Source organism: Veillonella sp., from assembly GCF_019414865.1.
In the GTDB taxonomy this organism is placed as follows: domain Bacteria; phylum Bacillota; class Negativicutes; order Veillonellales; family Veillonellaceae; genus Veillonella.
The window spans coordinates 1-21,632 of the sequence record NZ_DXLG01000016.1; the positions used below are offsets into that span (position 1 = coordinate 1).

Genomic DNA, 21,632 nt, shown 5'->3' on the forward strand with positions numbered 1-21,632 from the left:
AGCACCTAACACTAGATATATAATCTAATGTTAGATGCCTATGTATTTAACACATTATTAAATATAGCTATTTATTTCTATCTAACAAAATCCAACATCCCCAAAAATACCCCTATTCCTAATACAATTGAAACAAGGCCATACACAATAGTTATCCTTACATTATCTATACTTACTTCTCCATTTTTTGCAAGCACACCTGTCGGACTAAATAGAACTACAGGTCCACCGATTGGTCCAAAAGGAATATAAAACTCTACACTTTCAGCAGTATGAGTCTCACCATTCAAGATATACTTAATATCATAACCATAAATATATTTATCCATACCACGAGCTAATGGTATTTCCTTTATAACTCGTGGAAGTATAGACACAATCGTTACTGGAGTTCCATTGCGACGTAATACAAATCGTTTGATAATTAAATACAACCCACTAAGTATTAACCAAAGAGCCACACCCCAGAAGTAAAATACAAAAAACTCTAAGCCGCTATCCATCACGCGCTCCTTTCCCAGCAATACACTGAAAACTATCTAGTTCTATTATATATTGATGGGACTTATTTTGCTAATGTAATACAAAAAGAGCACCACCTATCGAGGGGCGACTTACGTGTCGTTTGGAGCCACGAGATAGGTGGTGCTTTTTTGTAACTAAGTTGTCGAAATAAAGTCGGGCCCCATCAATATAGGCACCCCACGATAGTTTTCATTATTGTTCCGGCCCCATGTCTCGGAATTCCACGTCTCTAAATTGGGTTAATTCCCCAATGAATTGGAGTTCCACGGTACCGACGGAACCATTACGGTGTTTACGAATGAGGACTTCTGCATTGTCCCCTTTTTCGGAGTTTTCATCGTAATATTTATCGCGGTACAAGAAGATAACGATATCCGCATCTTGTTCAAGGGAACCAGATTCACGAAGGTCAGAAAGCACAGGCCGTTTATCTGGTCTGCTTTCAACACTACGAGACAACTGAGACAAGGCAATGAGAGGCACATTGAACTCACGGGCAATCAATTTGAGGTTACGAGAGATTTCAGATACCTCTTGTTGACGGTTCTCGCTGCCCTTGCCGGAGTTACGGCCTTGCATCAACTGAATATAGTCGACGATAACGAGATCAAGACCATGTTCCACCTTAAGACGGCGCAATTTAGATCGCATATCTTGTACGGTAAGACCTGGCGTATCATCAATAAAGAGCTTAGATTTGCTCATGCGATCCGCTGCAGCGATAACCTTTTCCCAGTCAGTAGGATCCATGTTCGCACGGCGCAATTTTTCAGAGCTCACGCCCGCCACAGAGGACAGAATACGAGCAACGAGCTGTTCCTTACCCATTTCTAGGGAGAAGAACGCTACCGTCTTGTCGTATAACATTGTTACATTTTGAGCGATGTTCAAGGTGAAAGCAGTTTTCCCCATCGCAGGACGAGCTGCTACGAGGATGAGGTCAGATTTTTGCAACCCATTAAAGACATGGTCCACATCTTTAAAGCCTGTTGGCACGCCTGTAATGGCGCCATCATGCTGTTGTAATGCGTTCAATTTATCTAAGTTAGATAATACTATCTCACTAATGGGAGCAAAGGAAGATTCAGACTGCGTTTGACCACTTACGTCTAGTACCATTTGCTCTGCCTTGTTGAGGATAGCCGTTGGCTCATCTTCGCCAGCGTACGTCATGCCTACGATTTTATTCCCTGCATCGATAAGGCGGCGCAACTGAGCTTTCTCGCTAATAATCTTCGCATGTTCCTCTACATTGTAGGACACCGATTCATTGGCAAGAGATGTAATATAAGCAAGGCCACCTACCGCATCGAGTCGCTTGCGACGGTCTAATTCTTCACCTACGGTGATGAAGTCTGCCGTCTTGTTAGCATGCACGATTTCTAAGATGGCATCATAAATAATACGATGCGCATCTCGATAAAAATCTTCAGATTTTAGAATACTCGTCACTGTATCAACAACAGCGCCCGAGTTGGATCCATTCGTTAATAAAGCCCCCAAAACGGCCTTTTCCGCATCTAGATTATGCGGTGGAATGCGTACATCCATGATAATCCCCTTTACAAAACCACTATGGATAAAAGAATTCACCATACTCAAAGAGCATGGTGAACACTATTATTCAGCTACTACGTTAACCTTGATAGTACTTGTAATCTCAGGATGAACACGAACGAGTACGTCATGTACGCCTAATGTTTTCAATGGTTCTTTGATTTCGATTTTCTTTTTATCGATATCTACTTTGTATTGAGCTTTAGCTGCATCGGAAATATCTTTTGCAGTAACGGAACCAAATACACGGCCTTCTTCACCCATGCGAACTTTTACAGTTACTTCAACCTTAGCCAATTGAGCTGCCAAGATTTTAGCTTCATCATTCGCTACAACTTTGTGGTGAGCAATGGATTCTTGTTTTTGTTTCGCATTATTTACGTTAGTTGCTGTACCTTCAAGGCCAAGACCTTTTTTGATCAATACATTACGGCCATATGCATCGCTAACTTCAACGATTTCGCCTTTTTTACCAACCTTTTTAACGTCTTCTAACAATACTACTTTCATTGTTCTTCCTCCTCTTTCTCAGCGGAATGAAGGGCTTCAAGAGCATGCTCTAAGATAGCCTTCTTCGCTTCCTCTATCGTCATACCTTGTAATTGGGCCCCAGCCACAGTTCTGTGACCGCCGCCACCCAAGGCTTCCATTACAACCTGTACGTTTACCTTGCCTTTGGATCGAGCACTAACACCGATACCGCCGTCGTTCAAGGAGTAAAGTACAAAGGCTGCTTCAATATCTTCATTACTAATGAGCATGTCCGCACTTTGTGCAGCTAATGCCATCATATCCTTCAAACCTTCAGGTGCTACGGAAATAGCAATCCCTTCAGTTCGACTGGCTTCAAATACCATTTTAGCACGCAATTGGATGGAATCGAAGGTTTCAATAAATAATTGTTTAACCTTTTCAATATCCGCCCCTGCACGGCGTAAGAATGCTGCCGCTTCGAAGGTACGAGCACCAGTTTGTTGAACAAAGTTCTTCGTATCTAATACGATACCTGCATAAATACCTGTAGCTTCAGCTTTTGAAAGTTTTACGCCACCACCTGCATATTGTACAAGCTCTGTTACGAGCTCAGATGTAGATGACGCAGTTGGTTCCAAGTACGTAAGCAATGGATTTTCTACAAAGTCCGCTGCACGACGGTGATGATCGATAACGATGCGTCGCTCAGAGATTTCAAGCGCCTCTTGAGCGGCTACCATTTCCTGACGATGCGTATCACATACGATAGTGAGCGTATTCGCATCTACCCACGCTTTTGCTGCATCAGGGGTGATAATATGTTCCGTCCAGAACTCATCTTCTTTAAGAACAGTCACCATTTTATCGATGGCGCTCGTTTCTTTTGAAAGCACAATGCGCAATTCTTTGCCCAAAGTCCGTGCAATAGCTACAACACCGATAATACCACCTAATGCATCGTAGTCTTCACGTTTGTGGCCCATTACAAGGATTTTATCGGAATCAAGCATAAGTTCGTGTAAGGCTTGCGATACTACACGAGCACGAACACGTGTATTCTTCTCAACGCCAGCTGTATTGCCACCAAAGAAGCGGGTGCTTTCACCATCCATAATACACACTTGGTCACCACCGCGACCTAATGCAATATCTAAGGCAGCACGAGCACGACTAGACACCTCTTTTACAGAGCCTACATTCTCGCTAATCCCTACAGAAATCGTAGCTGGCACTTGACGAGGAGAAGGCAATTTACGAATGCGTTCAAGCACTTTAAAGCCATTTTCCTCCATCTCATGAAGGGCGCCACGAGAAATAGCAAAGGTATACATATCGTCTTGGAAGTTGCGAATAAAGCCTTCATAACGGTCAATTTCATCCATAATGATATTGTTAATATCTGCCCAAACGCTAGTATACTCGCGGTCACTAAGACCTTTTGTCAATTCTTCGAGATTATCGATTTGAATCATGCCCCATACAGGCTGATCCTCTTCAGCTTTAATACGGGCCTTTTCGAGAGCCGTAATGTCCTTAAAGTACAGAGCCATGACTGCATGTTCAGCCAATTCATCTTCACTATGAATATCTGGTCGCGTATCGCGAGGATCGATGAATTTATAGATAATTTGGAAATATCTTTCATCATATTTCTCTGTCATATATCCGGATTTACCCCAGATTTTATCGATACGGAAGCCAGGCAATAGAGCAGACATTTTTTGAAGTTTATTCCAGTCTACTGTAACCCAGTCTGCAAAGACGCTATTATTCCATACCAAGGTGCCTTGTTTATTAACAAGAACAATGCCCATCGGTAAATTTTGTAAAGCAAAGTTAGAAGCTTGTGTGACGTTTTTCATCATCGCCCCAAACTGTTCTCTTGCTAAACGACGCCGGTTATGAAGGGTATTGTAGTTAACCAAATATGCCGCTACTACGATAATTAATGCTAAAACTGCAATAGCCCAGTTCAAATAGGCCAGCAATAATAACAACAATACGATAACGGTAATAATGGTAACTTCTAAACCTTCCCATTTTCGTTGAAAGGATTTCATAACGGCCTCCTTTCTCTTACAAGCTGCGTTTTTGGAAACGCGCTCGCATATCTAAAAACATATCAATAATACCATAGAAAACAAGACCATATGGACTCATTATATATAAGAAGAAAAGAATTATAAATTGAAAGAATCCACTTACTCCATAGGTTTTCATAACTGCCATTAAACAGGTAATACCATTAACTAAGCAAATGAAAGCCCCCACAAAAGCAATATTCACTCCAATATCTTTAAGTAAACTATTATCATATCCAATATAGGATAAGCCATAAACAATAATAATCCCTATAGCTAGAACACCAGCACCCCAAATCGGCATACGCCAGGTAGCCATAGGAGGTAATTCTCTATGAACTGTATTAGTTCGACGACCAATATAAGATACTAGTTTAGCCATAATATACGTTATGATAGAGCATGCACAGAACCACAATGATAACATCATACGTTCTGCTTGAGCAAATGAATAATTAAGTTGCTGAATCATAGTATCAATCTGTTCTTGCGGTACTGATTGTTGTCGTACAGACTCAATCATAGCTTCTTTTAACTCATTATTTACATTTTGTCCTAGGCTAATAAAATCTACAGATGCAAAACTATTAGCAATCATCAACTGTAAGAGGCCCATACCAAGCAATACAGCAGCAGGCACTAATATTAACTTTCTAAAAGACCAGTTTGCTCTAAAAGCTTCCCCCAAAAATATACTCGGCAATGAATATACTAAAACTGTAGACATAGCAATTAATGGACCAAGAAAGAGTGTTACTAACATAAAGGCTACTACCGAGGAAGTACAGCTATATCTACTACCCCAACGGATACCAATGATAGAAATACCTGCTGGAGCTACCATAGTTGCTAAAAAAGCTGAAAACGGCATGACTGCCCCAATTATAGTCAACATAGCAACGATGGTTGATACAAATCCTGTTTCTACCATCGCTCTTGTATTTGTTTGTTTCATAAATCTCCATTCTAACTAAAAGAAGATAGATTAATTGGTATCTTTTAATTATAACAGTTTAAAAAGGTAACTTCAAATACCCTATGTAGTAGATAAATGCGATAGCACCGCTATTTATGGTAGATTTAAAAGGTTCCTTTTAACATGTTAAAAGTACCACACCATGAGGTGCGGTACTTTCATATATTGTATTTGATTATACGTCTTGAATAATCGGCAAGATCATAGGACGACGGCGAGTTTTATCATAGAAGAATTTACCCAACGCGTCACGTACGTTTTGCTTAATAGTAGTCCAATCTTTGATGCGTTGCATTTCGCATTCTTCAAGGACTTGGTCTACGCGGTGTTCTGCAGCAATCATAAGTTCTTCTGCATCGCGTACGTATACGAAGCCACGAGACACGAGGTCTGGACCAGCTACGATTGTACCAGAAGCTTTGTCCATCGCCATAACAACGATAACCATACCTTCTTGAGCCAATTGTTGACGGTCGCGGATTACGATGTTACCTACGTCACCAACGCCAAGGCCATCTACGAAGATAGCGCCAGCTTGTACACGACCGGCTTTACGACCACCATCTTTATCGAACTCAAAGATTTGACCATTGTCGCCGATAAGGACTTTCTTAGGATCTACGCCCATAGCAACACCAAGTTCACCATGACGGCGCAACATACGGTACTCACCATGAACTGGGATGAAGTATTCTGGACGAACAAGGTTAAGCATTGTTTTAAGCTCTTCTTGGCTCGCATGACCAGATACGTGGATACCACGATCTTTACCGTATACTACGTGGCAACCTAGGCGAAGCAAGTTATCGATAGTTCTACCTACAGCACCTTCGTTACCAGGAATTGGTGTAGCAGAGATGATAACAGTATCATTCGGTGCCAATTCTACAGTACGGTGATTGCTAGTAGCCATACGGGACAAGCCTGCCATCGGTTCACCTTGAGAGCCTGTTGTTAAGATCATGATTTGATCATCCGTGTAGTTATGCATTACATCTACGTCGATGATTGTATTTGGTGGAATGTTCAAGTAACCGCGTTCTTGAGCGATTTCTGTAACATTTACCATGCTGCGGCCCATAACGACAACCTTACGGTTATACATAACTGCCGCATCAATAGCTTGTTGAATACGGGATACGTTAGATGCGAATGTAGCCAATACAACGCGGCCTTTCGCTTCGCCTACAGCTTGTTTAATAGCAGGACCTACGGAGCTTTCAGAGCCTGTAGTACCTGGTTTTTCTACGTTTGTAGAGTCGGACATCAACGCTAATACGCCTTTGTTACCAAGCTCAGCAAATTTGTGCATATCCATCAAACGGCCATCAACTGGGGTTTGGTCGATTTTAAAGTCACCTGTGTGAAGTACAGTACCGATTGGTGTATCAAAGTACACAGCACAGGAGTCAGGAATGGAGTGGTTTGTTTGGATAAAGCCAACCTTAACTTGACCAATTTGAACTTCATCGCCTGCTGCAATAGTACGAAGACATTTTGGAGATACTTTATGTTCTTTGAACTTGCCTTCAATCAAACCACAAACGAGGTTTGTTGCATATACTGGGCAATTGATTTCCTTCATAAGGTACGCCAAGGAACCGATATGGTCCTCGTGACCATGCGTGATAACGACTGCTTTTACGCGATCCTTATTCTCAATGATATAGCTCATGTCAGGAATAACGATATCTACGCCAAGCATATCTTCACTAGGGAACGCAAGACCCGCATCAAGAACGATGATTTCATCTTCATATTGGAAGATGGTCATATTTTTACCGATTTCACCAAGGCCACCTAACGGAATAATTTGGAATTTACCCTTGTTAGCGCCATTTGGTGTACGACCTACTAATTCCACAGGAGCCTCTTGATTGTTGCGGTTTGTGGAACGATTATTTGGACGGTTGTTGTTACGGTTTTGACCATTGCGACCATTATTAGTTCTCGTATTGCGTGTATTTTCACTACGTTCACCACGTGGTGCACGAGTTTGGCGAGGTTTACGTTCTGTACGTTCCTGACCTTCACCTTGCTCAGCATTGCGACGAGTATTTGTACGGCGTGTCGTATTAGTACGACCACCATTTGCATTTGAACGAGTATTTGTACGGCGTTGGCGTGTTGTGCCTTCGCCTTCACCTGCTGCATGTTGACGAGTACGACCTTCGCCAGCAGGACGACGTGTATTAGTACGGCGGCGAGTTTGTTTATGTTCGCCTTCAGCCGCAGCTGTACGAGTAGCAGTTTTTGCTACTGTTGGTTCTGCTTTCACTTGTGCAGTAACCTGATTATCTGTTGTATTCACAGTTCCTCCTAAAATTTTGTTCATTATTTTATTTAACATAGTTTCTTTTCTCACCTATCACTTGAATTGATCTATGCTATGGAGGCCACACAAAGAAAAAGGCGCTAAAATACTAGCGTCTCGTCAAATGGGCGCAAAAATGCGCTATCAATTTTTGCCGTTCCTAGTGTTGTTGTGACCATTTGCCATAGCAAATGAGTATATTGCCATCATTAGACATGTCAGCCGCGACGGGTACGTTCTCTTCGTTCCAATCTAATGAGTTTCGCAATATAATCCGATCGATTTTGATGAAAGCCTCGCTTTCATACGTTATGTCTATTGTAACATAAAAATAGCGTTAACAAAAGAGGGTAGCCCCCATGTTAACGCTATTTAGATATATCATATTCTATTTGTCATCATCGGGCATAGTTTTGTAAAATCCTTCGATACGCCACACGCCATTCTCTTCAATGACAGAAATATAGCGCTTCATCGGCGTTGATTCTACAACACCAGCGCCAACCTTTGTGGTTTGTAGGTTTGCATCAAAGACAATGCGTTTCAAATCCCCTGTGCGACTCACCCGTGAAACACCTAGGGATACTACATCCACCTTTGGCGCCTGTTTCATGGACTCTAGCCATTTTTGCTTCTCCACTGGATTTGTACTAGCTTGGCTCATGATATAGGTGAAAGCCTTATCATAATCCTTGTTATTTACGGCATCAAAATAATTTTGCACAGAAGCTCGCGCTGCTTCCGCACTGCCTTCACCAACGATAGAGTTTGTAAGCCATCCGTCAGGGAATACTTCATTAGCTGGGCCCATCGCACGTAAAGATGCGCCAAACACACAGATTACTATAACAAGTAATCCCACTAGAACACGTGTAGTTAAAGCACTACTCGTAGGAGATACTTTCATAATAGACGCCAATCGCTTGTCTATAACAAGATGCTGCAACGCACTACCGTATTGATTATCTTGAGGCTGACCTTTTAAGCATAATAAGCCTAATACGATCAGTGGCCCTACAAAGGGAATTAGAAATAACAGCAATGTAGCACTACTTTTACCCGTATCATGAAGACGTCGTACAGATAACGCAGCTAAAGGCATCAAGGATACTAAGCTGAGTATGGCAACGATAAGACCTGCTAATCCGATTAGATATGGACCCGTATGGAATATGGCTGTTAAGCCATAAAATACTGCTAGCAAGCCGACAATAGCAATATGCCACAACAATAGAAACTGGAAAAACTCTCTACGAGAGGCACGTCCATCCGTATCCATGAACTTTTTCCCCATTACATAGAGGAATGTATCCTTATAGCTTAGCTGATAATGAGACAACGGATAGATGACATCACCTTCTGGTGCAATGCGCTCCACCTCTGTGGCCACCGTATACTGTCCACAAGTAGGACAAAACATAGCCGCCTCATCACAATAATGACGGCAAGCATCACAATAACGTTTCATAAACTTCTCTCCAAAACTCTCTAAACATGCTCTTAAAAGCTCTCTCCAAAATGTTCTCTTAAAAGCTCAAACTCTTGAATACTTAAGAACTTATCAAACTATATTATCTTAAATAAGTATCTACAGCCTCAGCGAACCCTTGCCGGTATAAATTAGCTCCACCGTTTGCAGGGTGGCGCAAGCCAATAGCAGACAGTCCAAATTTGCCCATTGTATCAGCAGACTTTTGCCCTACTGCGAGCATAAGAGGTTCTATACCGCCTAGCTCTAGATGTAAATCTAACAAGCGTTTTGTGTACTCCCACCCCAATTGTTGTTCTCTATCCGTAGGTGTGCGGTTCGTCAACGGATTTCCATCCTTATGTGGGTGAAACGGGAATATATTCCACAACAACGTGTCATACGGATCAATGCCTTTTTCTACGATAGCACTCCACACCACCGTATCAGTAGGTTCATTAAAGCCATCCTTCTGCTGTGTCCCTTTCAATAAAGAACTAGTAGGAGAACTAGTGCGTTCCAATCGAATAGTCGTGACATCCTTCGCACGAATGGTTTTGTGCTTATCTAATAGCATTCTCTCACAAGTAATAGCAATACCTGTGAAGCGTCCCCCTTGATACCCTACAGCCTCAGCCACTACAAAGACCTTAGCTCGACCTAAGCGTGGCAATAAATAGGCTACTAAATTATCTCGACGCACTTGGGCCGCATCAAAACCCTCTGCAACGATTTCTAAATAGGGATTTACCTCGCCCCAAGGATTATGAACAAGACTACCTTGATACTGAGCAAGCCAATCTACAAAACCGCGCACCTTCTCTACACGCTCTGTATCAAAGGACGCTATATATTCATCAAAAGACATGCTCTTCTCTAACTCAAATAAAGACATACAGCCTCCAATTTAAATTTCATATGTTATTACCGATATATATCTACTATACATGATAATTACACGAATTGCATAAGAAACATAAAATAAGCAATAAAAAACTCCCTCAAGTATTTCGCGGTTCTTGAGGGAGTTTTTTTTGTGCTAACAGTGAATTCTTATAATCCTTCAGCTACTTATAGTATACATTATTTTAGAATTTTGTCCATTATAATTAAAGAAACCACCTAGGTATGTCGTAGTCCCTAGGTGGTTTCTTTTGTGCACTCAGTGGAGCACTTACAATCTTTAGCTTTTTATAGTATACACCATAACAATTAAATATAGAACTCGATTTTGTCTTCTTTTGCCAATTGGAATTGTTCGAAAATGTGGTTCCGTATATTAACAAAGTTCGGTGATGTACGGTCGGTTCTGTCGATGATGTTTACAGGGATAATAGTTTGTACTCGACCTGGGTTTGCTGCTAGTACTACAACGCGGTCCGCTAGAACTACGGCTTCTTCAATGTCGTGGGTAACGAATACAACCGTCTTGCCTTCTTCACGGCAGATACGAGAGATTTCGTCTTGCAAGTTGATACGTGTTAGTGCATCAAGTGCGCCTAATGGTTCGTCCATGAAGATAATATCTGGATCAACAGCTAGTGCACGAGCGATGGATACACGTTGTTGCATGCCCCCAGATAGTTCTGCAGGATAGCGATTACGGGCATGGTCGAGACCTACCATCTTAACGTATTTATCGATAATAGCAGGACGTTCCTCTTTAGGTACCTTTTTACTTTCAAGGCCAAGCTCAATATTGCTTTCTACTGTACGCCATGGCAACAAGCCATAGTTTTGGAATACTGTTACATATCTGAGCTGAGGGGCTTTCACCTCTTCGCCGTCGATAGTAATAGAACCAGATGTAACGAGCTCAAAGCCTGCCATAGCATTTAATAGCGTACTTTTACCAGAACCAGAAGGACCTAAGAGGCAAATAAACTCGCCTTTTTCAATGTCTAAATTAATATCTTCAAGAATGGTGAGTGGTTCCCCATCTTTCATAAATTTCTTGTGTGCATTGCGCACCGAAATGTAACCCATGAGGCCACCTCCTATTTCTCAATACCCCAACGTTTGTAAATCCATTTTTCGATGAGGGATACGCCCCAATCGAGTAAAAGCCCAACGAAACCGATGGTCAAGATGGCTACCATCAAGAGATCGTTACGCAAGTTATTTCTCATATCGATAATGAGGAAGCCAAGGCCTGTTTGGGAGCCTACCATTTCCCCTGTTACAAGGAAAATCCACGCCGTACCAAGGGCGATGTGAAGACCGGATGCAATACCAGGGAATACGGCAGGTAATACGATTTTAAATAACAGTTCTGGCTGTTTAATACCAAAGTTGCGCGCTACCTTGATGTACACAGGGTCAATATTTTGAATAGCAGACACGGTGGACAATAGCACCGGGAAGAATGCTGCGATAAAGATGATAACGATAGCTGGTGCTTGGCCGATACCGAAGAAGAGAACGATAAACGGCAACCACGCCACAGGAGAAATTGGTCGAATGACTTGAACGATTGGATTGATGTAGTTCCAAATCCCCTTGTACCAGCCCAAGATAAGGCCGAAAAATACGCCAGCTACAACAGAAATAAGATAGCCGATAAAGAAACGCACTAAACTATCTGCAATATCTTTAAAAAGAACACCGTCGCCTATAAGTTCTCCAAATCCGAGTAATACCTTATATGGCGTTGGAAATAGCGCTTCATTAAAACCGCCGAGGCAAACGATTAACTCCCAAATTAGCCAAGCTGCGATAAATGAACCTGGCACATATGTATATTTCTTCATGGTCCCCCTCCTATGGTAACAATGATTGATCTACAAACTCTGAATAGGCCGGCACTTTTTTGATTAAATCAATATGTGTCATGTGATGCACAAGCGCATTATAACGGTCCTCTGTAAGGGCTAAGTCTTTAAACCCAATCACCTTGAGGGAACGTTCAATAACTGGGTCATTAAACTTCATGTACTTTAAGGAAATCTCCTCTTGTGCCTTTGGATGCTCATCTAGGTATTCACCTGCATCGAGATAGGCTTTTGTGAAAGCTTTTGCCAAGTCATGATGTTCATCGACGAATTGACCATTAAACACAAGAGCACAGCAAATATTATCATGCCAGAGATGGTCAGGATCTTCGAAGACCTTCCCAGTTCCCATTTCAATGGCTAGAGAACCAAATGGTTCGGCAACACTATACCCAGCAATTTGTCCTACCGATAGAGCAGAAGGCATTTCTGGAGGGCTCATTTCTACGATTTGTACATCTTTTTCAGAAAGACCCGCTTCTTCAAGCATGCAATCCACGAGAACTTTTTGAGTAGATTGTTTATGAGGGATAGCAAAGGATTTGCCTTTTAAGTCTCGGACGGAGTTAATATCCTTATTGACGATGATAATATTACCCTCTGTATGACCAAGAGCAGCAGCACGAACATCAATGCCTTGTTCACGAGCCTTTACACCAAGTTCAACAAGAACAGCTGCGGCATCTACCTTACCAGTATTTAACGCATCCATAAGCTCTGGCCAAGATCCATATTTAACAAGCTCTACATGTACAGGACCATCTGCCGTTTCCAACTCTTTTGTAGCGAATACTGGCAATGCATGAGTAATTGGTAAATAGGCTACGCGTACAGTCTTTAATTCTTGTGCCGTCTTTGGTTTATGGTGTTCATAATAACCATAGGCTATGCAGCCAATAACCAAGAGAACCACTCCGATGATTAGATACCAAGTCTTCTTCATAACTTCCCCTCTTTCTACCTCATAACAAAGGGCGTTTTTGACACATGTCATTTTTCGCACATTTCTAAAACCTAGATGAAATATGGTTTTAGAACACCTCGTTTTCAAACTTTATTTATACCCTACTATAACAATATGTATTAATTCTGTCAATAAAACACAGTAATATTGTAGGTATTATTATTTAGGCGCGAAAAGTATCAATATAGGCACTCCACTACACATATAATAATAAGCATAGTAGCTACTAGCTAGTGGCAAAACAAACAAAAGATACTCACGAAATACAAAACAGGTAGTATCCATCAGATACTACCTGTTTCTATATGCGTCTATTCACACATTGAATTAAGTTATTTCATATATATTTAGTTATACTCTATATATTTACTGATATCGCATATGTATATATTTACTTGAAAAAAGTCTTTTTATTTAATACATATACCTCGGATGTACCTGCTTCGCTAGATTCAGATACATTTGGATAAATAGAAGATTGACGGAAGTGCTTAATCTCTCCTTTTGGAACGATTAACATCACAGGTTTACCAGATGCGATAATCTTGTTAAACTCCTCTTCGTTAACTTGTTCCATAAGATATTTCTTGGACCATTCAGCACTGCGCTTTTTCAACTTATCCCGATCATCCCAGCGACTTTCATCACCGTTAATCTTAATAATCTTATGACCTGTATAGTATACAGCAGCTGTACTATACCCGTTGTAGTAATAGATATCACCATCATAAGAGTCTACAACAGGCACTACATCAATATTACTACGCTGTTTTACAAATGGTTCTAAACCTTCCACAACAACGATGGAGGAAATAACCATAGTACCTAGGACAATAATACTAACAAGGCGATACCCTTTTTTCGTATACCATGCGTGGAATAAAAGGAGTACGGCTACAGCCACCACAACATAGAGCAAGAAATAGAAGCCCCACGGTGCGAAGAATGAGCCCGCAACGTAAGCGATCCATAAGAGTAATGTAGGCCCCATAATAACCCATTTTATAGCTCTAGATTTACCTTTACGTATGATCTTCATAACGCCCATAGCACCAATAGCACTAAATGGAACTAAGCTGACGAATGTATATAAAGGATATTTTGTAGCCATTAAGGTATAGAATAAAAGAATGCCTACGCCCCAAGTCATATTATAGATAAAACCGGTATGTCGTTGTTTAAAGCCATCGATAATACCATAAATAACGGCACCGGTCCACGGCAGAGAAGCACCTAGGAAGATGGCGATATAATACCACCACACATTATCTTCAGGGTGTTCAGATTGTGTGGCCCGTGTTACATTGTGTAGCCCTAAGAAGCCATTGATGAAGTCTTGACCGTGAACGCTGTACATATACACATACCACGGCAAGCAGACTACACAAAAGGCAAGGATGCCTCGCCAGTCAAAGATAGCTTTCACCATCGACCAAGAGCGATTGATACCGGCAAAGACGAGCAAAATCATGCCCGGCAAAACAAGTGCAACGGGCCCCTTTGTGAGCACCCCAAGGGCCGCAAAGATATAGGCCACAATCATAGCATGTGGTTTCTGTTCCACCATCCCCTTATAGGAATAGATCATAACCATGATCGTCGTATACAACAGTACCATGTCCGTAATAACGCCATGAGCTACGGTCCAGAACATGAGAGAGGTGCCGAGTACAGAGGCCCCTATTAAGCCAAGGGCCCACTTACCGCTCATAGTACGCATCGATTGATACATTGTTGCCACTGACAAGGCACCAAAGATAGCACTTGGTAAACGAACTACCCAATCAGCGATACCAAAGATTTTAAATCCAAGAGCGATGAGCCAATAAATCATAATTGGTTTATCGTACCAATAGGTACCATAAATTTGCGGCGACAACCAATCCCCAGAGAGAACCATTTCTTTAGCAGTTAACGCATAGTTGGATTCAACAGGATCGGTAACAGGCAACATATTATTGCCAAACAAATAAAAAACGAGCCATACAATGAATACGACTGGTGTTAATCGTGAAAGTTTCATAAAGGGCCTCCTTATCGGCGATTGCGATAGTATTTAAAGCCCAACACAGCCGCTATAATAACGAATACAACAACCATAATAATCAAGAACTCATGATTGTATTGGATTAGATCCTTCCAATTTTCACCGAGCACTTTGCCTAAATAAACGAGAAGGATAGTCCAAGGAATCGTACCGAGTACTGTCCAAATGACAAAATGCCACATAGGGTAGCGAGCCATGCCAGCTGGGAAGGAAATAAATGTACGAACACCTGGCAACAAACGGCCAAAGAATACCGCAGCCCCACCATATTTATTAAACATCTTTTCAGCTAGCTCAAATTTATGTTCATTAAAGAATATGTATTTACCGTATTTCAAAAGGAGTGGACGTCCGCCATACTCACCCATCCAGTAGGATACGATAGAGCCTACAATGCCTGCTAAAATACCTACAACCATAGTCGTATGTAAATCAAATACGCCCTGAGCAATCAGATATCCTGCAAAACCTAAGACGATTTCACTAGGAATAGGAATGTTAGCATTTTCCAAAACCATTGCAATAAACATGGCTGCATAGCCATACGTTTCCATGAACGAAATAATATATTCCACTGTTTTACCCCTTTTAAATCCCCATATGGGTCCATTATGCACAAATTTTTGGGCATAGTATTTTCATCATTACCATACCTATTCGGTATACCTTATATTTTACCATAATAAAAAGGCCCTCACCACAGGTGAAAGCCTTTTTACCATTTAACTGTATACGATTATTGCAATTCAGTAGTTTGAGTTGTTACTTCACGAGCCGTAGTAAATGCCGCTAGTTCTGCATCACCAGAACCAAGGATTACTTTGTTCGCTACTAGCGCATTAGCCGCTGTTTTAGCATCTTGTAAAGTAATTCCAGCACGAGGAGCACTAATTGTGACTGATGTGCTTTTACCACCGACCGTAGAAAATGTAAGATATACAACGCGTTTTTCCGCCATGTGGGCGCCTCCTTTCACGTTTCATAAACAAGTTCTCGAATTTAGATAGAATAGGATGATTTCTGTAACTCTGCAATTCTGTAATTACACAAATTACACTTAGATTAAATATATCTATCTATAATTCATATCAATAAGGATGGGAATGTGTGGACTTGCGATTTCTATACCTTGTTACGACTATTTATAGGTATATAAAATCAGCAATAAGGATGTGTTTGGATCACCTACAAAAGTAATTTAATCATCTTGATTAATGTCCTAAAGATACTTCATTGACGCGGACCACATCGGACAAGCTGTGGTCATACAAGGCTGCCAGCGCATTACCAACGGTTTTCACATTATCGTCGGACGCTTCTTCTGCAACACGAGTATAGGTTACGTCTTTGTACTTCGGCGCATCTTCGGTGCCGATGTTAAAACGCAATACCAATTTTGTGCGTTTAATGTTAGCCATCGTATCACCTCCTTTCACCCTCTTATATTCCTGAGGGTCCCTCTCGACAACCCCCTCTAGAGTAATTACGGTAATCATTGTGAAAGTCAGAGAACTACGGCCCTAACTAAGTACTTATGACGGTAACTACATACTTCTTATAACAGCTATATAACTTCAAAAGTAACTAATAGATTTCATTAACCTTATAGCAGGATTAAAACAATAAGGTTAAATAAATACAAAAAGACCTTTACTATTCCTAGATATATAACTAGGAACCGTAAAGGTCTATAAACACTATAAAGCACCATTAGCAATAGTACTGGTATGTTAAAACGCTTAAGTTCAACACTATTCGGTTTTCAAGGCTAACATGAAGTCATAGGCTTTAACAGCTGCTTCTGTATCCACAAAGTGTAACGGATTTAACATGCGACAGAATTTAAAGAGATATTCGTGGTTACGTAAAACATCTTTCACATGTAATACAGTATCACGTGCTGTACGAGCAGAGCTATAGCCATTCATCATGGCATATAGGTAAGAAATCGGCAAATTATCTTCACGCAAGTAGCTGTGAACAAAGATAAGTAGATCCCAACCTTGCGGTGTTAATTCAGGCCAACGACGGCCGTTTTCCCAATCTAGCAAGGTAATCTTATCTGTATCAGGATCATAGGTAATATCTCTCATGGCAGGACGACCATGAGATAAACCATAGTCATGGAGTTGTCCCAATGTTTTACCAAAACTATAGAAGATATGTGTCACCATATCTTGCAAGCTATCATCATCAGGATGTTGCGCCGGCAATTCGCTATAATAGGTTAATGTTTTACCAGATCCTTCTGTAACAAAGTAATGCTCTCTAAATCCAGCTATGACAGGCGCTACAGGCAGCTGTGTATTTATAAAGGATATTTTATAGAACTCATAATCAAAGGCAGCTCTAGGAGATGGTTTAATCCAACTAGAGCGGTGATTACCGATATCTTGCTTTACATAATAGGTTTTATCATTAAATTCGACAGAAAAAACACGGTGGTCTTTCTCTTGATCGATCATACGATCGATATATTCTAATAACATATCATTCATTATAGCCTCCCTTTGTATAACACTCTACAATACTAATACTCCCATTTATACAGAATCTAAATTATTGAATACAAAACTCTCCATCCAGGCTAAGTAAGTGCACTCATTACACATAGCCTCATATTTGTTCATATCCATTCTTATTCAAATAGATTATATATCTCTATAATTAATTAAGAGTAACAACACATTAGCCGTTACTCATATAAGTGTATACAATTAATATTTTTATTATACTACAATTATCATGTGATATCAAAAGAAAAACCCCCTAGCCAAAGCTAGGGGGTTCTTCTGGTAATTATGATAATAGGTTTAGATTTAAGACAGTACGAGGACCAACTGAGGTCATGTCTAAATCAAACGAATTAACCAACGAATTTAGTCACTGCTGCAGTATCAGTTAAGTGACGTTTAGGCATGCCCATTTCTTCAGGGGAGATGCCAAGAGCAAGACCCACTAATTGGGACATGTGCAAGATTGGCATGTCTTTGCCACCGCCAACAACTTCTTTTGCTTCTTTTTGGAACATATCAAGTTGCATTTGGCAAAGTGGGCAAGGAGTTACTACGCAATCTGCGCCTTCTGTAGCTGCATCTTTGTTGATGGAGCCAGTCATTTGCATTACGGAATCATGTGCAGGGTATACAGCATGGAAACCGCAGCAATCAAGTTTACGGGAGAAGTCGATTGGTGTAGCACCGATAGCAGAGATCAAATCTGCTAAGGATGTAGGCATTTGATAATCTTCGAAGCCCAATTCAGTTTGAGGGCGAAGAATATGGCAACCATAGTATTCAGCTACACGTAAACCAGTTAAAGGTTTAACAACTTTAGCTTTCAATTTATCTAAACCGTAATCGCGGATCAATACCCATAAGAAATGAGTAATATCAGTTGTACCGCGGTATTGTTTACCGATTTGAGCTAATTTTTTGTTAACTTCGTTCTTTTCTTTTTCGTTGTTATCAAGCTCGTTTTTAGCTTCACGAAGCATCAAAGTACAAGTGTTACATACAGTTAAAAGGTTCAAACCTTTTTCTTCTGCCAATGCAATGTTACGAGCATTTGTAGCAAGTGTAATTTCTGGAGCGATGTCTTGAACGTGGGACGCGCCGCAGCAAGTCCAACCGTCAAGTTCTTCCAACTCGATGCCTAATTTTTTAGCTACAGCAACTGTTGCTAAGTAGTCTTCTTTGGCAGCGCTTTCAAGAACGCAACCTGGGAAAAATGCGTATTTCATTATTTGCTTACCTCCTCAGCTGCTTTCATAAGTCTGCGAACACCATCAATACCATTTACAGGTTTTTGAGGTACTACAAGTTCGAATGGATTGATTTTGCTGTGTTTCCACAAACGTAAAGCATAGAATGCTTGTTTAGCGGAATCTACAACACCATCAGATTTCAAGCTCATAGAAACTTCTTTCAAGCGACCAGTTTTGTAAAGGTCCTCTTTGAAAGCAACTGCATGGCGAACGCCTTTGCTGTTAGTAAGACCAGCTTTTGTAGCTTCTTTACGCAAGTTGGAAATATCTTGAGCAGGTTTTAAGTGTTTAGGACAACGGGAGATACAGTTCATGCAGTGAACGCATTTCCAAAGACCATTGTCGAATGCAGGTTGAATGTGAGCCATAGGAGCATCATCACGGCTATCCAATACGAAACGGTTAGCTTTTGTGAATACATATGGTTCTAAGAAGTCATCTTGACGTGCAGTCAATTTGTTACATTCAGATGCGCAGCAACCACAAAGGATACATTCTGTACCAGCAACGAATTTTTTGAAGTCAGCTGGAGTTTGGCGAACGATTTTGTCACCTTCGTTGAATTCTGCTTTAAGGAAGATCCAAGGAGCAACTGTTTTCAAACGATCAACTTTTGCTTCCCAGTCAACAACTAAGTCACGGATAACGCGGAAGTTGCCGATAGGTGCAATTGTCAATTCATCAGTACCATAACGTTCTGTTAATTCGTCGATTTTAGCTTCGCAACCAAGCATTGCTTCGCCATTTACGCGAATGGAGCAAGCGCCGCAAACTGCGGAACGGCAAGCTGCCAAGAATGTTAAAGTTGGATCTTGAGTATCTTTAATTTTTTGAAGGCCCCAAAGAATTGTACGGTCAGCTTCATAGTCGAATTTGAAAGTCTGTACAAACGCGCGACCTTGTTGGTAACGGTGAATATGGTAGGTGATTTGTCTCATCTTAGTACTTCCTTTCTTGTGGTTCGTATTTAGTGAACACTACGTCGCGTTCAGTCAATTCGTACTCGCCGTTAGCACCCAATTTGATCAAAGAGTGTTTTAAGTATCTTTCATCATTACGTTTTGGATGGTCTTCACGGATATGAGCACCACGAGATTCACGACGGTGTAAAGCGCCCATAGCAATAGCTTTAGCTACTGTTAACATGGAACCGATTTCACAATAGTTAACGAATGCCATGTTGTAAGTACGTTCAGGGTCACCTACATAACAAGTTTTGTAATCTTCCATCAATTGATCGATTTCTTTTAATGCTTCAGTAATACCTTCTTCATTACGGAAGATACCTACTTTGTTCCACATTGCATCAGCCAATGCATCGCGGATTTCAACTACTGGGCGACCGCCTTCACGAGTTGTTACTTCAGTGAATTTTTCTTCCCAGTGTTTAGCAGCTGCAGCTAATTCTGCATCTACGTTAACTTGTTCATGTGTTTCAGCATAGTCAGCTGCACCAGCACCGGATACTTTACCGAATACTACGCCGTCTGCCAAGGAGTTACCACCTAAACGGTTAGCACCATGGATGGAGATACAAGAAGCTTCGCCGGAGGAGAACAAACCAGGCAATTCACATGCACAAGTTTTGTAATCTACTACGTCGATACCGCCCATTGTATAGTGACATGTAGGACGAATAGGTACTGGTTGAGTCAATGGATCGCAATGTTCGAAGCACATAGCCAAGTCACGGATACCATGAAGTTTTTCGATGATAACTTCAGGTCCTAAGTGACGAAGGTCAGCTACTACGTATGCGTTAAGACCAGAACCGAAGCCACGACCTGCAGCGATTTCATCTTCGATTGCTTTCGCTACAACGTCACGGGATGCTAATTCCATTTTGTTAGGCGCATATTTTTTCATGAAACGTTCGCCTTCAGCGTTAAGAAGGTAACCACCTTCACCACGAACCGCTTCGGACATCAAGATACCAGTACGACCAAGACCAGTTGGATGGAATTGGATCATTTCCATATCTTTCAATGCATTACCAGCGCGGAACGCTGCTGCCATACCATCGCCTGTGGAAAGGAATGGGTTAGTAGTACGAGTCCAGAAGATACGGCCTGCACCACCAGTAGACAAGATAATAGCTTTTGCTTTAATTTGTTCTACACGACCTTCTTTCATGTTCCAAACTACAGCGCCACCAACGTGACCTTCTGCAGATTTAACAAGATCTAAAAGGTACCATTCTTGTAAGAAGTGTACGCCTTCTTTCAAGCATTGTTCGTAAGTTGTGTGCAAAATAACGTGACCAGTTTTATCCGCAGAGTAGCAAGTACGTGGATAGGATTGACCACCGAAGTTACGTTGCGCAATTTTGTTTTCTTGAGTACGGGAGAATGGAGCACCCATGTGGTCCATTTCAAGTACGCCTTCTGGACAACGAGAGCAGAAGAATTCGATCGCATCTTGGTCGCCAAGATAGTCAGAACCTTTTACTGTATCGAAAGTATGAGTTTCGATTGTATCTTCAGCTGCAACGTTATTCAAACATGCATTTACACCGCCTTGCGCCATTGCTGTTGCAGAGCGAGTTGGGAAAATTTTAGTAATAAGAGCTACTTTTAAGCCTTTGCGACGACCAACTTCAAGAGCCGCGCGTTGACCAGCACCACCGCTACCTACTACTAGAACATCAAACTGTTCCATAATGACCTCCTCATAACTACCTATTAATAAG

General features: G+C 41.2%; 19 protein-coding genes. All 19 read right to left on the reverse strand.

From position 1 onward, the window contains the following. Positions 1–77: 77 nt before the first annotated feature. On the reverse strand, positions 78–503 hold the full coding sequence (locus QZ334_RS01855; protein WP_295231468.1) for a hypothetical protein: 426 nt from the start codon (positions 501–503) through the stop codon (positions 78–80). A 214-nt stretch (positions 504–717) separates the two neighbouring features. After that, entirely contained in the window at positions 718–2,076 is a 1,359-nt protein-coding gene (dnaB, locus tag QZ334_RS01860; protein WP_295231498.1) for a replicative DNA helicase, read from the reverse strand. Positions 2,077–2,145: 69 nt separating this feature from the next. Next, positions 2,146–2,592: a 50S ribosomal protein L9 gene (gene rplI, locus QZ334_RS01865; RefSeq protein ID WP_105089868.1), complete on the reverse strand. Its 447-nt coding sequence runs from the start codon at positions 2,590–2,592 to the stop codon at positions 2,146–2,148. Further along, on the reverse strand, positions 2,589–4,616 hold the full coding sequence (locus tag QZ334_RS01870) for a DHH family phosphoesterase (RefSeq protein ID WP_295231471.1): 2,028 nt from the start codon (positions 4,614–4,616) through the stop codon (positions 2,589–2,591). The genes rplI and QZ334_RS01870 overlap by 4 nt, the downstream gene beginning before the upstream one ends. A 16-nt stretch (positions 4,617–4,632) precedes the next feature. Further along, the gene (locus QZ334_RS01875) at positions 4,633–5,592 is read right to left on the reverse strand and encodes a DUF2232 domain-containing protein (RefSeq protein ID WP_295231473.1); all 960 of its coding nucleotides are present in this window, start codon (positions 5,590–5,592) and stop codon (positions 4,633–4,635) included. Positions 5,593–5,788: 196 nt separating this feature from the next. Further along, positions 5,789–7,924, reverse strand: coding sequence for a ribonuclease J (locus QZ334_RS01880; RefSeq protein ID WP_295231475.1), 2,136 nt, complete (start codon positions 7,922–7,924; stop codon positions 5,789–5,791). Positions 7,925–8,315: 391 nt separating this feature from the next. Further along, positions 8,316–9,395: a DUF805 domain-containing protein gene (locus tag QZ334_RS01885; protein ID WP_295231478.1), complete on the reverse strand. Its 1,080-nt coding sequence runs from the start codon at positions 9,393–9,395 to the stop codon at positions 8,316–8,318. Positions 9,396–9,498: 103 nt separating this feature from the next. Continuing rightward, positions 9,499–10,290: a uracil-DNA glycosylase gene (locus tag QZ334_RS01890; protein WP_295231479.1), complete on the reverse strand. Its 792-nt coding sequence runs from the start codon at positions 10,288–10,290 to the stop codon at positions 9,499–9,501. A 317-nt stretch (positions 10,291–10,607) separates the two neighbouring features. Next, on the reverse strand, positions 10,608–11,381 hold the full coding sequence (locus tag QZ334_RS01895; RefSeq protein WP_295231482.1) for an ABC transporter ATP-binding protein: 774 nt from the start codon (positions 11,379–11,381) through the stop codon (positions 10,608–10,610). Positions 11,382–11,392: 11 nt separating this feature from the next. Continuing rightward, a complete protein-coding gene (locus tag QZ334_RS01900) occupies positions 11,393–12,145 on the reverse strand; it encodes an ABC transporter permease (RefSeq protein WP_295231484.1) in 753 nt (250 codons plus the stop codon). 10 nt (positions 12,146–12,155) lie between these two features. Then, on the reverse strand, positions 12,156–13,109 hold the full coding sequence (locus tag QZ334_RS01905) for an ABC transporter substrate-binding protein (RefSeq protein ID WP_295231485.1): 954 nt from the start codon (positions 13,107–13,109) through the stop codon (positions 12,156–12,158). Between the two features lie 412 nt (positions 13,110–13,521). Beyond that, positions 13,522–15,153: an ArnT family glycosyltransferase gene (locus QZ334_RS01910; RefSeq protein ID WP_295231487.1), complete on the reverse strand. Its 1,632-nt coding sequence runs from the start codon at positions 15,151–15,153 to the stop codon at positions 13,522–13,524. An 11-nt stretch (positions 15,154–15,164) separates the two neighbouring features. Next, the gene (locus tag QZ334_RS01915; protein WP_295231490.1) at positions 15,165–15,752 is read right to left on the reverse strand and encodes a DedA family protein; all 588 of its coding nucleotides are present in this window, start codon (positions 15,750–15,752) and stop codon (positions 15,165–15,167) included. Between the two features lie 161 nt (positions 15,753–15,913). Then, entirely contained in the window at positions 15,914–16,135 is a 222-nt protein-coding gene (locus QZ334_RS01920; RefSeq protein ID WP_009352278.1) for a DUF2922 domain-containing protein, read from the reverse strand. A gap of 253 nt (positions 16,136–16,388) precedes the next feature. Then, positions 16,389–16,595, reverse strand: coding sequence for a DUF1659 domain-containing protein (locus QZ334_RS01925; protein ID WP_009352393.1), 207 nt, complete (start codon positions 16,593–16,595; stop codon positions 16,389–16,391). Between the two features lie 333 nt (positions 16,596–16,928). After that, positions 16,929–17,675, reverse strand: coding sequence for a hypothetical protein (locus tag QZ334_RS01930; RefSeq protein ID WP_295231492.1), 747 nt, complete (start codon positions 17,673–17,675; stop codon positions 16,929–16,931). A gap of 368 nt (positions 17,676–18,043) precedes the next feature. Further along, complete coding sequence (locus QZ334_RS01935) at positions 18,044–18,919, reverse strand: CoB--CoM heterodisulfide reductase iron-sulfur subunit B family protein (protein WP_005385098.1); 876 nt, start codon at positions 18,917–18,919, stop codon at positions 18,044–18,046. Beyond that, the gene (locus QZ334_RS01940; RefSeq protein WP_060919145.1) at positions 18,919–19,881 is read right to left on the reverse strand and encodes a succinate dehydrogenase/fumarate reductase iron-sulfur subunit; all 963 of its coding nucleotides are present in this window, start codon (positions 19,879–19,881) and stop codon (positions 18,919–18,921) included. The genes QZ334_RS01935 and QZ334_RS01940 overlap by 1 nt, the downstream gene beginning before the upstream one ends. 1 nt (position 19,882) lies before the next feature. Continuing rightward, positions 19,883–21,601 (reverse strand): FAD-binding protein, encoded by a 1,719-nt coding sequence (locus QZ334_RS01945; RefSeq protein WP_119207237.1) that lies wholly within the window; start codon positions 21,599–21,601, stop codon positions 19,883–19,885. Positions 21,602–21,632 lie beyond the last annotated feature (31 nt).

Coding starts and splice junctions, on each gene's coding strand:
- QZ334_RS01855 (WP_295231468.1), bottom strand. CDS start 503: ATGGATAGCGGCTTAGAGTTTTTTGTATTTTACTTCTGGGGTGTGGCT.
- rplI (WP_105089868.1), bottom strand. CDS start 2,592: ATGAAAGTAGTATTGTTAGAAGACGTTAAAAAGGTTGGTAAAAAAGGC.
- QZ334_RS01895 (WP_295231482.1), bottom strand. CDS start 11,381: ATGGGTTACATTTCGGTGCGCAATGCACACAAGAAATTTATGAAAGAT.
- QZ334_RS01945 (WP_119207237.1), bottom strand. CDS start 21,601: ATGGAACAGTTTGATGTTCTAGTAGTAGGTAGCGGTGGTGCTGGTCAA.
- QZ334_RS01920 (WP_009352278.1), bottom strand. CDS start 16,135: ATGGCGGAAAAACGCGTTGTATATCTTACATTTTCTACGGTCGGTGGT.
- QZ334_RS01910 (WP_295231487.1), bottom strand. CDS start 15,153: ATGAAACTTTCACGATTAACACCAGTCGTATTCATTGTATGGCTCGTT.
- QZ334_RS01900 (WP_295231484.1), bottom strand. CDS start 12,145: ATGAAGAAATATACATATGTGCCAGGTTCATTTATCGCAGCTTGGCTA.
- QZ334_RS01905 (WP_295231485.1), bottom strand. CDS start 13,109: ATGAAGAAGACTTGGTATCTAATCATCGGAGTGGTTCTCTTGGTTATT.
- QZ334_RS01925 (WP_009352393.1), bottom strand. CDS start 16,595: ATGGCTAACATTAAACGCACAAAATTGGTATTGCGTTTTAACATCGGC.
- QZ334_RS01885 (WP_295231478.1), bottom strand. CDS start 9,395: ATGAAACGTTATTGTGATGCTTGCCGTCATTATTGTGATGAGGCGGCT.
- QZ334_RS01890 (WP_295231479.1), bottom strand. CDS start 10,290: ATGTCTTTATTTGAGTTAGAGAAGAGCATGTCTTTTGATGAATATATA.
- QZ334_RS01930 (WP_295231492.1), bottom strand. CDS start 17,675: ATGAATGATATGTTATTAGAATATATCGATCGTATGATCGATCAAGAG.
- QZ334_RS01935 (WP_005385098.1), bottom strand. CDS start 18,919: ATGAAATACGCATTTTTCCCAGGTTGCGTTCTTGAAAGCGCTGCCAAA.
- QZ334_RS01875 (WP_295231473.1), bottom strand. CDS start 5,592: ATGAAACAAACAAATACAAGAGCGATGGTAGAAACAGGATTTGTATCA.
- dnaB (WP_295231498.1), bottom strand. CDS start 2,076: ATGGATGTACGCATTCCACCGCATAATCTAGATGCGGAAAAGGCCGTT.
- QZ334_RS01940 (WP_060919145.1), bottom strand. CDS start 19,881: ATGAGACAAATCACCTACCATATTCACCGTTACCAACAAGGTCGCGCG.
- QZ334_RS01870 (WP_295231471.1), bottom strand. CDS start 4,616: ATGAAATCCTTTCAACGAAAATGGGAAGGTTTAGAAGTTACCATTATT.